The 11,482-nt window shown below is 66.6% G+C and carries 11 protein-coding genes; 3 read left to right on the top strand and 8 right to left on the bottom strand.

The features are described 5' to 3' along the window. Nucleotides 1-104: 104 nt before the first annotated feature. Both GJ631_RS15335 and GJ631_RS15330 read right to left on the bottom strand, forming a co-directional pair. Entirely contained in the window at nt 105-587 is a 483-nt protein-coding gene (locus tag GJ631_RS15335) for a tyrosine-protein phosphatase (protein ID WP_197425115.1), read from the bottom strand. Between the two features lie 2 nt (nt 588-589). Next, nucleotides 590-1,588 (bottom strand): AAA family ATPase, encoded by a 999-nt coding sequence (locus GJ631_RS15330; protein ID WP_156709990.1) that lies wholly within the window; start codon nt 1,586-1,588, stop codon nt 590-592. A 112-nt stretch (nt 1,589-1,700) separates the two neighbouring features. Between GJ631_RS15330 and GJ631_RS15325 the strand changes: the two genes are divergently transcribed. Then, entirely contained in the window at nt 1,701-3,086 is a 1,386-nt protein-coding gene (locus tag GJ631_RS15325) for a phosphoglucomutase/phosphomannomutase family protein (protein WP_156709989.1), read from the top strand. Here the strand turns inward: GJ631_RS15325 and GJ631_RS15320 are convergent. The 3 genes from GJ631_RS15320 to GJ631_RS15310 are packed head-to-tail and all read right to left on the bottom strand — an operon-like array spanning nt 3,079 to nt 4,692. After that, nucleotides 3,079-3,426, bottom strand: a complete 348-nt coding sequence (locus GJ631_RS15320; RefSeq protein WP_156709988.1) for a GNAT family N-acetyltransferase — start codon at nt 3,424-3,426, stop codon at nt 3,079-3,081. The genes GJ631_RS15325 and GJ631_RS15320 overlap by 8 nt on opposite strands. Beyond that, nucleotides 3,423-3,623 (bottom strand): ubiquitin-like small modifier protein 2, encoded by a 201-nt coding sequence (locus GJ631_RS15315; protein WP_156709987.1) that lies wholly within the window; start codon nt 3,621-3,623, stop codon nt 3,423-3,425. The genes GJ631_RS15320 and GJ631_RS15315 overlap by 4 nt, the downstream gene beginning before the upstream one ends. Nucleotides 3,624-3,660: 37 nt before the next feature. Further along, nucleotides 3,661-4,692, bottom strand: a complete 1,032-nt coding sequence (locus tag GJ631_RS15310; RefSeq protein ID WP_156709986.1) for a polymer-forming cytoskeletal protein — start codon at nt 4,690-4,692, stop codon at nt 3,661-3,663. A gap of 81 nt (nt 4,693-4,773) precedes the next feature. On the opposite strand from GJ631_RS15310, the gene GJ631_RS15305 reads away from it, so the two are divergent. Continuing rightward, a complete protein-coding gene (locus GJ631_RS15305) occupies nt 4,774-5,745 on the top strand; it encodes a replication factor C small subunit (RefSeq protein WP_156709985.1) in 972 nt (323 codons plus the stop codon). Between the two features lie 178 nt (nt 5,746-5,923). Here GJ631_RS15305 and GJ631_RS15300 read toward each other — a convergent pair whose 3' ends face one another. After that, complete coding sequence (locus GJ631_RS15300) at nt 5,924-6,133, bottom strand: dodecin (RefSeq protein WP_156709984.1); 210 nt, start codon at nt 6,131-6,133, stop codon at nt 5,924-5,926. A gap of 95 nt (nt 6,134-6,228) precedes the next feature. After that, on the bottom strand, nt 6,229-7,704 hold the full coding sequence (locus tag GJ631_RS15295) for an HPP family protein (protein WP_156709983.1): 1,476 nt from the start codon (nt 7,702-7,704) through the stop codon (nt 6,229-6,231). A gap of 166 nt (nt 7,705-7,870) precedes the next feature. Here GJ631_RS15295 and alaS point away from each other — a divergent pair, with 166 nt between their 5' ends. After that, nucleotides 7,871-10,672 (top strand): alanine--tRNA ligase, encoded by a 2,802-nt coding sequence (alaS, locus tag GJ631_RS15290; protein WP_156709982.1) that lies wholly within the window; start codon nt 7,871-7,873, stop codon nt 10,670-10,672. 84 nt (nt 10,673-10,756) lie between these two features. Here the strand turns inward: alaS and GJ631_RS15285 are convergent, their stop codons facing one another. Beyond that, nucleotides 10,757-11,425, bottom strand: a complete 669-nt coding sequence (locus tag GJ631_RS15285) for a hypothetical protein (protein ID WP_156709981.1) — start codon at nt 11,423-11,425, stop codon at nt 10,757-10,759. Nucleotides 11,426-11,482 lie beyond the last annotated feature (57 nt).

The raw sequence follows: 11,482 nt of genomic DNA, 5'->3' as shown, positions 1-11,482 counted from the left end.
GTCCGTCCTCGGGGGGCGTCGCTCCCTCGTGGGCGTCGTCGTCTGTCATGCAGTAGCGTCGGGGTTGGTTCGCCCAAAAAACCGTTCGCTTGGGGTGTGAGCGCTTACGGGGGTGAGCAATTCGAGCAGTTCTGCCTCGGTTGCGTTGCCACAGCGAACCGCTTCCCGCGGCGCGCGACCGGCCTCGGCGACGGTTTCGACCGCCGCCTGGGGGGTCGTAGCCACGCTCTCGGGGTCAGCCACGCCGCGGCGACGACGCCGGTGCGTCCGAGCCCGGCGTTGCAGTGGAGTGCGACCGACTCGCCGGCCGCTTCGGCGTCTCGAAGCGCCCTCAGTGCCGTCCGGAGCGTCGCGTTCTCGGGCAATTGGCGGTCGCGAATCGGGACGTGGGCCGTCTCGAAGCGGTCGGCGTAAGCTTCCGGCAGGCCCCACCGCGTCGCCTCCGTCGAGGAGAGCAGGCAGAGCACGCGGTCGACGCCAGCATCGGCGACCGCTGTCATCCACTCCTCGAGTCCGCCACCGAGGTGGCCCGGTCGACAGACGCCGTACACCGACGCGTCGGGTGCGACGGGAGCGAAATTGCACATCGCTACCGGCCCAACTCGGCGAGCAATCGCCCGAGGTGGACCCTATCGGAGTTCCCCTCGGACATTTCGAGGTCGACTTCGCCCGCGAGTTCGTGAACGCGGGCCAACTGTCGGCCCTCGTAGCGACTTCGGGCGGCGGCGAGGAACTCCCTGAGGACCTCCTCGCCGTCGAAGCCCTCGTCGTACAGCAGTTCGTCCAGCCCCTTTCGGGCGTCATCGAACTCTCCAGCATCGGCGTCGGCGAGGATGTCAGTCAACTCCTCGCGCATGCCCACGTCGCCCAGCGCGTCGTAGGCGGCCTGCATCGTCACCTCGTCTTCCGCCTCGTAGGTCGTCTGAGCGCCGAGGATGGCCTTCCGGAGGTCGCCGTCGCCGTAGCCGGCGACGTACTCGATGCCGTCGGCGTCGTAGTCGACACCCTCGCGGTCGACGATGCGCTCCAGCACCTCGACCGTCTCGTCGTGGGTCGGCGCCCGCATCGGTATCGGGAAGCACCGCGACTCGATGGGCGGGATGAGTTTCGACGGTTGGCGGGTGGCGATGACGAACTGCGTCGCCTCGTAGTGCTGTTCCATTATCCGCCGCAGCGACTGCTGGAAGTCCTCGCGTATCGCCTCGGCGTTGTCCAGAAGAATGGTTCGAAAATCGCCCGAAACCGGCTGGTAGGCGGCCTGTTCTTTCAGAACGCGGCTTATCATGTCACGTTTCGACAGCCGCGAGCGGCCGTCGAGGAAGTGTCCGAACCGGGGGTCGTTCTTGATTTCCTTCTTCGTCCGGCCGAAGAAGTCCGCGACGTTGATTTCGACGAAGTCGTTGTCCGGGTCTTCGTGGGTCTCCTCGGCGAGTGCGCGAACGGCGGCGGTCTTGCCGGCGCCACGTGGACCGTTGACGACGAGGTTCATCGGCTCCTCGGTCACGCGTTCGAGGTGGTCCCGCACCTCGGCCTGCGGTAACTCGTCGACGGTGGGCGCGTGTTCGTCGGTCCACAGCGGCGCGTCCATACTCCTCGTTCAGACCCGCCCCGGCAAAAGCCCTCCTCTCTCGACGCCGCGGTCGCTCCCTCTCCGTCCCGCCGACGCCGGGGTTTTTGCGTTGGGGCGTCGACGCGAGGACATGGACATCGAGTTCGGAACCGACGGCTGGCGGACGACCGTCGAGGAGTTCACGACGCCTCGCATCCGCGCCGTCGGACAGGCCGTCGCCGACTACGTACGAGAGGGGTCGGCCGACCCCGCCGTCGCCGTCGGTTACGACCCACGAGAAGGCTCTCGGGACGCCGCCGAGGAGTTGTGTCGCGTCCTCTGTGTCAACGGCGTCGACGCCCACATCCCCGACCGCGACACGCCGACGCCGGTCGTCGCCTGGACGGTCCTCGACCGCCAGTTGGACGGCGCCCTGCAGGTCACCGCCAGCCACAATCCGCCCGAGTACAACGGCATCAAGTTCGTTCCCGAGGACGGCGCGCCGGCCCTACCGGGGGTGACCGACTGGCTGGCAGACAACCTCCGTGCGCCCGACTCGCTCCCCGAATCCGAGTGGGGCCACATCGAAGAATCCGACTTCATCGAACCGTATCTCGACCACGCGCTGGCGTTCGCGGGGAGCGACGGCCGCTCGGCCGACTGCTCGGGGGTCACCGTCGCCCACGACGCTATGCACGGCAGCGGCCGAGGCGTCACCGACGAACTGCTCGAACGTGCCGGCGCGGAGGTGCTTCGACTCCGAAACGACGCCGACCCCACCTTCGGCGGGTCGCCGCCGGAACCCTCCGCGGCCCGCCTCCGTAACCTCGAAACCCGGGTCACCGACGGCGAGGCCGACCTCGGGGTCGCCAACGACGGCGACTCCGACCGTATCGGCGTCGTCACGCCCGACCGCGGCTACGTCGACCCCAACTGGCTGTTCGTCGCGCTGTACGATTACCTTCTTGAAACCGACGACGGCGACGCCGTCCGAACGGTCTCGACGACGTTCCTCGTCGACCGGGTCGCCGAGGCCCACGGCCAGTCGGTCCGGGAGACGCCGGTCGGGTTCAAGTGGGTCGCCGAGGCGATGGGCGAGTTCGACGCGCTCGTCGGCGGCGAGGAGTCGGGCGGCTTCGGCGTCCGTGGCCACCTCCGCAACAAGGACGGCGTCCTCGTCGCACTGCTCGTGGCAGCCGCCCACGCTGAGGAGCCACTCGACGACCGCCTCGACCGTCTCCGCGCCGAACACGGCGACATCGTTCAGGACCGCATCAGCGTCGACTGCCCCGACGAGCGGAAGACCGCCGTCCTCGACGAGTTGGACGGGTCGATTCCCGACAGCGTGGCAGGGACGGCCGTCGAGTCGGTCGGCACCGCCGATGGCTTCAAACTCGTGCTCGAAGACGGGTCGTGGCTGCTCGTCCGCCCCAGCGGGACAGAGCCGAAACTCCGGGTCTACGCCGAGGCCGGCGACAGAGAGCGCGTCGAGGAACTGCTCGAATCGGGCGCGGAACTGGTCGAACCGCTCATCTGAGATACCCGCGACACCGCTCGCCGTCGCAGTCGACCTCGAAACCAAGCGACTCGTAGAACGGGCGAACGCCGGGGTCGAATTCGGCGGCCAGTTCCGGCCGCCGGTCGGCCGCCGCCTCGACGAGCGCCGACCCGATACCGCTGCCGCGGCGGCCGGGACGGACCGCGACCGCGTCGATTTCGTTTCCATCGAGGACGAGCGCGCCGAGTACGCGGCTGTCTTCGCGGGCGACGAGCACCGTTCCCTCTTGTAGTACCTCCTCTTCGAGTTCCAGCATCGCGGCGTTACAGATGGCTCGGGCCGCGGTCTCTTCCCCCGAGGTCGCTTCCTCGACTCTCATCCGCCCTTGATGAGCCGCAGGACGCGAACGTGGTCGGAATCGACCGTCCGGTCCTCGGGCACCGGATTGCCGTCGACCAGCACCGACGCCTCGTGCGTCGAGAGGCCGACCGATTCCAGCACGTCGCCGTAGGTGGCATCGGCCGGCAGGTCGAGGTCGTGGCTCTCTCCGCCGACGACCTCACAGGTCACGCGCATGGGGCAACGGACGCGCCGAGGCGGTTTCAGCGTGCCGTTATATCTCCGCGAGGCCGCCGCGGTTCCGCGAGACGAGTTCGTAGATTCGGCGCGCGCCGAGAGCCACGACGCCCGTCCCGAGCAGGAAGACGACCGCTTGGAGCAGCGCGCCGACGTACGGCAGCAGTCCGAGGACGGTAACTGCGACGACGCCGATTACGACGGCGAGATAGCGGTTGTCGTAGTCGGTGTAGGACAGTGCCCACGCGCCGACGGCGTACTGTCCGTAGACGACGGCCACCCACGCACAGACGAGCGCCAACGCGAGCAACGCGACGGCCAGCGGCAGGCCGACCAGCGTCACCGCAAGTACGACGACGGCGAGTGCGGTCCCTACGACTGCCAGCAGTCCCGTTCCCGCCGTCCGGAACGGTTCGCTCCACACGGTCCGTGCGGCGGCGTCGGCGAACTTCGGTGCGGCGTACACGAGAAGCACCCCCAACAGCAAATCGCCGACGAACATGAACACGCCGAAAATCGAAAACAGCGGGTCCAGCGGCGGCACGAGGGCGAGGTCGCTCGTCCCTTGTGTGATTCCCTCGACTGTTCCGCCCTCGTCGACGAGTTCGCCCCCGTACGTCAGGCCGCCCTCGACGACGGCAGTTTCGGCGAGTGTGGTTCGCCCCGCGAAGACGTTGGCGTCGCCGCCGACGGTGCCCGCGATGGTCACGTCGCCGGCGACGGCACCGAACGAGCGGTCGACGCTCCCCGTCTCGCCTAACGTGGCGCTGCCGGCGTAGGCGAGGGCGTTGCCGCCGACGGTGCCGTTGAGGTACACGTCGCCGCCGTAGACGCGGACGATACCCGTCACTTCGGCACCCTCGGCGATACGAACGTCGCCGCCGTAGACACGGAGGTCACCGTCGACGGTGCCGGTGACGACGACCGTCCCACCGGCCGCCGACACGTCGCCGGTCTGGTTGCCGTCGACGACGACCGACCCGCCGACGCGGGTGTCGGCTGCGGCGATTCCGGGGAGCAGGGCAACCGCGAGGACGAGCGCGCACAGGAGGATAAACGAGCGGCGCATGGCCGACCAATCAGCGGGTTCACCTAAACGCTTTCCGCCTGTCTCGGGGGGTTTATACTCGGCCGGAGTCTCCCATCGGACATGAGCGAGGCTGCCGCCGAGGACCGCGGGCGGGAGATCTGGATCGAGAAGTACCGCCCCCAGACGCTGGAGGAGGTCGTCGGTCACGAGGGCATCACACAACGGTTGAAGCAGTACATTAACCAGCAAGAATTACCGCATCTTTTATTTGCAGGTCCTGCCGGAACGGGTAAAACCACCTCGGCCGTCGCCATCGCCAAGGAAATCTACGGCGACGACTGGCGGGAGAACTTCCTCGAGTTGAACGCCTCCGACCAGCGGGGTATCGACGTGGTTCGGGACCGAATCAAATCCTTCGCGCGGGCCTCCTTCGGCGGCTACGACCACCGAATCATCTTCCTAGACGAGGCCGACGCCCTCACCAGCGACGCCCAGTCAGCGCTCCGCCGGACGATGGAGCAGTTCTCCGACAACACGCGCTTCATTCTCTCGTGTAACTACTCCAGCCAAATCATCGACCCCATCCAGTCGCGGTGTGCCGTCTTCAGGTTCTCGCCGCTCGGCGACGAGGCCGTCGAGGAGCAAATCCGAATCATCGCCGACGCCGAGGGCATCGAGTTGACTGATGACGGCGTCGACGCGCTGGTGTACTCGGCCGACGGCGACATGCGGAAGGCAATCAACGGCCTGCAGGCAGCCGCCGTGATGGGCGAAACCGTCGACGAGGAGGCCGTCTACGCCATCACCTCGACGGCCCGTCCCGAGGAGATTCGCGCGATGGTGACGAAGGCACTCGACGGCGATTTCACGGCCGCCCGAGCGGACCTCGATTCGCTTCTGACGGAGGCCGGCATCGCCGGCGGCGACATCATCGACCAGATGCACCGCTCGGTGTGGGAGTTCGACCTCGAGGAGCGGCAGGCGGTTCGGCTGATGGAGCGGGTCGGCGAGGCCGACTACCGCATCACAGCCGGCGCAAACGAGCAAGTACAGCTCGAGGCGCTGCTGGCGTCGTTGTCGTTGGAGGAGTAGCGTCGGCGCGAGCGAAGAGAGCGCCGTTCTCCGGACGTGAACGGAGTGAGCGTCCGGTCTTTTTCATCGACGTTTTTCGAGGAGTGGTGGGCGAGCGAAGCGAGCGCACCCGACGCGGAAAAAGGTCGGGGGTCGTTGTCGTTGAGCGAAGAGTAGCGCCGGCGCCGAAGCCGCTCGACTACTCGCCGATGCCCTCCGCCAGTTCGAACGCGACTTCGACTTCCGCCTGGTACTCCCGTTCGGCCTGGTCTAACTCGACGGCTTGGTTCTCGACGGACACCCACATGAGGTTCTCCAGCGTCTCCTCGGCGCGGGAGACGGCGTCGTCGACCGCACCTTCGAAACTCTCGTTGCTCCGTCCGATGAGCCTGACTTTCTTGAACACCATTTCGTTCGACTGTGGGCGCCGCTGGGTGAACAATCGAGAGGGTACTTCTCACGGGATGGGAACCGAGCAGTTGCGTCGAGTGTCCATCGCCGGGGTCAGTGGCGGTCGACGATGGCGATGTCGGTTTCGAGGTCGTCTATCTGTTTGAACGTCGGCGGTGACACGAGTCGGGAAGCGACGCTTCGGTCGCCGCTGGAGCCGATGACGATGAGGTCGTTTTCCGGTGCCGAGCGCAGGAGGAAGTCGTGAATCGAGGCGTTCGGGACGCGAGTCTCGACGGTTCCGTCGATGGTTTCCGCGAGGTTGGCGAGCATCTGGGTGGCGTTCCGGCGCCGCTTTTCGGAGTCGATGCAGTGAGCGATGCTGACGTGCCCTATCGGACCCGCCAGCCTGAGTGCGAAATCTATCATGTTGTGGGCGGTGTCTCCCGCCTGCCGGACCGGGACCATGATGCGTCGCCAGCGCTGTCTGCCGTCACAGGAGCGGTGTATCAACACGTCTCGGTTCGCTTCGAGGAGGCGCTTGATGAACGGCGTCACCTCGTCCCCGTCGGTTTCATACGGGGCGACGATGAGGTCGCAGTTGGCTTCGCTGGCGACCTGTCGGACGGTTTCGGCCCGAGAGGGGCCCGCTGCCGCGACGACGATTTGACAGGGCACCCCGAGGTTCGTCTCGATTCGTGACGCCAGCGACTCGAGTTCGGACACCGCCGCCGCCGTCGTCGGGTCCATCTCGTCGTCGGTTCCGTCGGGGTCGGAACTCGCTGAGGTGTTCCTCGACGACCGGCTATCTCCCCCATCGGCGACGACCGTTCGGTTTCGGCCGCCGTCCTGTGCGATTTCAAGCTCCTCTTCGACGATGTCCAACAGGACGACCTTCCCGGCGTCGTGGTCGGCGGCGAGACGCGCGCCCAGCATGGCCGTCGCCTCGGCGAACTCACCCCGAATCGGGACGAGGACGTGGTCGTCGCCCTCGATGGATTCGTACAGATAGCGCGCCCGTTGCTCGTAGAACAGGTCCCGCCAGACGGCGAAGCCGACGGCGACGATGCCCGAGGAGACGAAGACGCTCACGACGAACGACAGCCGGCGCGCGGGGTCGACAAGCAGTCCGAGAAGCGCCATCGAGAACGCTGCGGCCTCCTCGATGTCGAGCACCCACGTGACGAGCCCCGCGAGAAACACCGCGAATGCGGCGCCTGCGGCGTCGACTTCGATGGCACTCGGTGGCAACTCGGGGTAGACGAACCGGATGGCGACCTCCATGGCGACCCACGAACAGATTGCACCCACCGAGAGGCCGGCGACGAACCGGACCGGCGAGGCGTACTCGCTTTCGGGGTTGGCAAACAGCGCGTAGGTGCCCGCCGCCAGCGGTGGCAGAACGAAGAAGGAGACGTAACTCGAGCGGTTCGAGAGATGCGTCATCAGCGCGATGAGGGCGGGAACGAAGAGGAGTATCGAGACGTGGATGAGCGTCGACGTCTCTTCGAGGCGCCGGCGAGCGACACGAACCCGCCGGCGGAGACTCCCGAGAGTCAGTTGGGCTCCGATACCGAACCAATCGCGCATACCTGTGGTCGAGCGTCGCCGACGGCTTGGCCGTTTCGACCACGGAGCGTTTGGCGTCGCGGGAAGCGAATCCGTGAAAACGGGAGTATCGATTCGGTTCGCACCCGATTCGGGCGGTCCGAGCGCCTCGAAAACCCTTTAGCCGCCGACGGGCCAAACAGGAGTAATGAGTGACCTCGACGAGGAGTATCAGCTCGAGTATTTCCACGACGAGGGGTTCGTACGGAAGGAGTGCCCGTCGTGTGGAGCACACTTCTGGACCCGCGACGAGGAGCGAGAACTGTGTGGGGAGCCACCGTGTGCCGACTACGAGTTCATCGACGAACCGGGGTTCGAGGACGAGTACAGTTTAGAGGAGATGCGCGAGGCGTTCCTCTCGTTTTTCGAGGAGCACGGCCACGAGCGCATCGACCCTTACCCGGTCGCGGCGAACCGCTGGCGCGACGACGTGCTGTTGACCCAGGCCTCGATTTACGACTTCCAGCCGCTCGTCACCTCCGGGAAGACGCCGCCGCCGGCGAACCCGCTGACCGTCTCTCAACCCTGCATCCGGATGCAGGACATCGACAACGTCGGCAAGACGGGCCGACACACGATGGCCTTCGAGATGATGGCCCACCACGCGTTCAACGCCCGCGAAGACCTCGACGACCCCGGCCAGTACGCCTACGAGGGCGAGGTGTACTGGAAGGACGAAACCGTCGAGTACTGCGATACGCTGCTGGCGGAGTTGGGCGCCGACATCGAGGACGTAACGTACATCGAGGACCCGTGGGTCGGCGGCGGCAACGCCGGCCCCGCAATCGAGGTCATCTATCGCGGCCTGGAGTTGGCCACCCTCGTCTTCATGTGCATGGAGCAGGACCCCGACGGCGAGTACGAACTCAAAGACGGGAACACCTACTCCTACATGGACACCTACATCGTCGACACCGGCTACGGGTTAGAGCGGTGGACCTGGATGTCCCAGGGGACCCCGACGGTGTACGAGGCCGTCTACCCCGAGATGATTGCCTTCCTGAAGGACAACGCCGGCCTCGAATACACCGACGACGAGGAGGCACTCGTCAACCGCGCGGCCCGGCTCTCCGGGCAACTCGATATCGACGACGTCGACGACGTGGAGGCGGCCCGCGACAACATCGCCGACAAACTCGACGTGTCGACGAGTCGCCTCCGCGAACTCGTCGAACCGCTGGAGGACATCTACGCCATCGCCGACCACTGCCGGACGCTCGCCTACATGTTCGGCGACGGCATCGTCCCCTCGAACGTCGGCACGGGGTATCTCGCCCGAATGGTGTTGCGCCGGACCAAGCGACTCTGTGACACCGCGGGCGTCGACGCGCCGCTGGACGAACTCGTCGACATGCAGGCCGAACGGCTCGGCTACGAGAACCGCGACACCGTCCGCGACATCGTCCGCACGGAAGTCGAGAAGTACCGCGAGACGCTCGAACGCGGCGGCCGACAGGTCGAACGCCTCGCCAGCGACTACGCGGCGAAGGGCGACCCCATCCCACTGGAAGAAGTCCTCGAGTTGTACGACTCCCACGGCATCCAGCCGGACATGGTCGAAGACATCGCGGCCGACCACGGTGCGGACGTGGAGATTCCCGACGACTTCTACTCGCTGGTCGCGGCCCGCCACGGCGGCGAGGAGGCTTTCGAAGAAGAGGAGGGAGCCGAAACCGACGACGACCGCATCGCCGACCTCCCCGACACGGAGAAACTGTACTACGAGGACCCCGAACGGACCGACTTCGAGGCGGTCGTCTTAGACGTCATCGAACGGGAAGTCGACGACGAAACCCACTACGACGTGGCGCTCGACCAGACGATGTTCTACCCCGAAGGCGGCGGCCAGCCCGCGGACACGGGAACGCTCGCCACCGACGAGGTGACCGTCGAGGTCACGGACGTCCAGGAAGTCGACGGCGTCGTCCTCCATCGTACCGACGAGAGTCCGGGGAAAGGCGAGTTCGTCCGTGGACAAATCGACGCGACCCGGCGCAAGCGGCTGATGCAACACCACACCGCGACCCACATCGTCGGCTACGCGGCCCGGGAGGTCCTCGGCGAGCACGTCCGGCAGGCCGGCGCCCAGAAGGGCACCGACTCCTCGCGGTTCGACATCCGCCACTACGAGCGCATCAGTCGCGAGGAGGTCAAACGCATCGAGCGGGTCGCAAACGACCTCGTCACCGACAACGTCGCGGTGAAACAGGAGTGGCCCGACCGCCACGAGGCCGAGGAGGAACACGGCTTCGACCTGTATCAGGGCGGCATCCCGCCGGGACAGAACCTCCGACTCATCCGGGTCGCAGAGGACGTACAGGCCTGTGCGGGCACCCACGTCACCCGAACCGGCGACATCGGCACCATCAAAATCCTCTCGACGGAGCGGGTTCAGGACGGCGTCGAGCGGCTGACGTTCGCGGCGGGCGACGCCGCAATCGAGGCCACCCAGCGCACCGAGGACGCCCTCTACGAGGCGGCCGATACCTTCGACGTCTCGCCACAGGAGGTCCCCGACACCGCCACGCGGTTCTTCTCGGAGTGGAAGCAGCGCGGCAAGCAAATCGAGGACCTCAAGGAGCAACTCGCCGAGGTGCGCGCACAGGGCGGCGGAGACGACGCCACCGAGGTCGACCTCGGCGAGGCGACGGCGGTCGTCCAGCGGGTCGACGCCGACATGGAGGAACTCCGGGCGACGGCCAACGCTCTCGCCGACGAGGGGAAGGTCGCCGTCCTCGGTAGTGGCCTCGACGGTGCGACGTTCGTCGTCGCGGTACCCGACGGCGTCGACCTCAACGCGGGGTCGGTCGTCGGTGAACTCGCCGCGAAGGTCGGTGGCGGCGGCGGCGGTCCACCGGACTTCGCACAGGGCGGCGGCCCCGACGTCGACGCACTCGACGACGCCTTGGCCGACGCGCCCGACGTGTTGCGGCAACTGCGGGAGGCCTGAGGACGGTTCGTTTTCGGCGCGGTCGCTGGTTCGGCCGAAAGAGGGAAAAACGGAACGTGGACGAGGAGCGGTCGCGTCGCTGCGTTACTCGTCGTCTTCGTCGCCGCCGACGGTGACGTCCTCGAGGCGGTCCTCGAGTTCGTTGAAGCGGTCGGCCTGCTCTTCGAACTGCTCGGAGAGCTGTTGGAGTTGGTCCTCGAAGCGGTCGGCGAGGTCGTCGGCCTGCTCGGAGACGCGCCCCTGGGCGTCCTCGGCCTGCTCGTCGAGTTGGTCCTGCAGCTCCTCCAGTTGCTCGGTGAACTCCTCGACGGCGTCGACGAGTTGCCCCTCGAGGTCCTCGTTGAGGTCGATGAGGAACTCCAGCTGCGTGCTGAGGTTTTCGAGGGCGTCCTCGCTGAACTCGTCGTAGCTCTCGCCGACGGAGTCGTACTCCTCGTCGAGGGTGTCGTAGGCCTCGTCGGACTGCTCTTCGAGGGTGTCGAACGTCTCGTCGACGGAGTCACGGAGGTCTTCGAGCGTCGAGGAGCCACCCGAGACGGACTCGGCGGCGTCCAGGGACGTGTGCACCGACTGCCGGGAGAGCCGGAGCGCCTGCCGTTGGATGTCGCGTTGAGTGTCGACGCCGCCGTAGACGGTGTCGCTCATCTCCCGTGGCAGGGTCATGACGTCCTCGATGACGTCTTCGGTCTGTCTAATCGTGTCGCGTTGCAGTTGGAACAGCGTGGCAATCGGTGAGTTGTCGTCGTCAGTCATAGTTGGATTCCGGTATGGGACGAGCGGACGGCGCCGAGCGAGGCCGGCCGATGGGAC

The sequence above is a fragment of the Natronomonas sp. CBA1123 genome (assembly GCF_009741925.1).
Lineage (GTDB): Archaea > Halobacteriota > Halobacteria > Halobacteriales > Haloarculaceae > Natronomonas.
This window is presented reverse-complemented; position numbering and strand designations above follow the sequence as displayed.

What these genes read in the sequence shown, in the direction of transcription:
- GJ631_RS15335 (WP_197425115.1), bottom strand. Translation starts at nt 587, where the DNA reads ATGTGCAATTTCGCTCCCGTCGCACCCGACGCGTCGGTGTACGGCGTC.
- GJ631_RS15330 (WP_156709990.1), bottom strand. Translation starts at nt 1,588, where the DNA reads ATGGACGCGCCGCTGTGGACCGACGAACACGCGCCCACCGTCGACGAG.
- GJ631_RS15325 (WP_156709989.1), top strand. Translation starts at nt 1,701, where the DNA reads ATGGACATCGAGTTCGGAACCGACGGCTGGCGGACGACCGTCGAGGAG.
- GJ631_RS15320 (WP_156709988.1), bottom strand. Translation starts at nt 3,426, where the DNA reads ATGAGAGTCGAGGAAGCGACCTCGGGGGAAGAGACCGCGGCCCGAGCC.
- GJ631_RS15315 (WP_156709987.1), bottom strand. Translation starts at nt 3,623, where the DNA reads ATGCGCGTGACCTGTGAGGTCGTCGGCGGAGAGAGCCACGACCTCGAC.
- GJ631_RS15310 (WP_156709986.1), bottom strand. Translation starts at nt 4,692, where the DNA reads ATGCGCCGCTCGTTTATCCTCCTGTGCGCGCTCGTCCTCGCGGTTGCC.
- GJ631_RS15305 (WP_156709985.1), top strand. Translation starts at nt 4,774, where the DNA reads ATGAGCGAGGCTGCCGCCGAGGACCGCGGGCGGGAGATCTGGATCGAG.
- GJ631_RS15300 (WP_156709984.1), bottom strand. Translation starts at nt 6,133, where the DNA reads ATGGTGTTCAAGAAAGTCAGGCTCATCGGACGGAGCAACGAGAGTTTC.
- GJ631_RS15295 (WP_156709983.1), bottom strand. Translation starts at nt 7,704, where the DNA reads ATGCGCGATTGGTTCGGTATCGGAGCCCAACTGACTCTCGGGAGTCTC.
- alaS (WP_156709982.1), top strand. Translation starts at nt 7,871, where the DNA reads ATGAGTGACCTCGACGAGGAGTATCAGCTCGAGTATTTCCACGACGAG.
- GJ631_RS15285 (WP_156709981.1), bottom strand. Translation starts at nt 11,425, where the DNA reads ATGACTGACGACGACAACTCACCGATTGCCACGCTGTTCCAACTGCAA.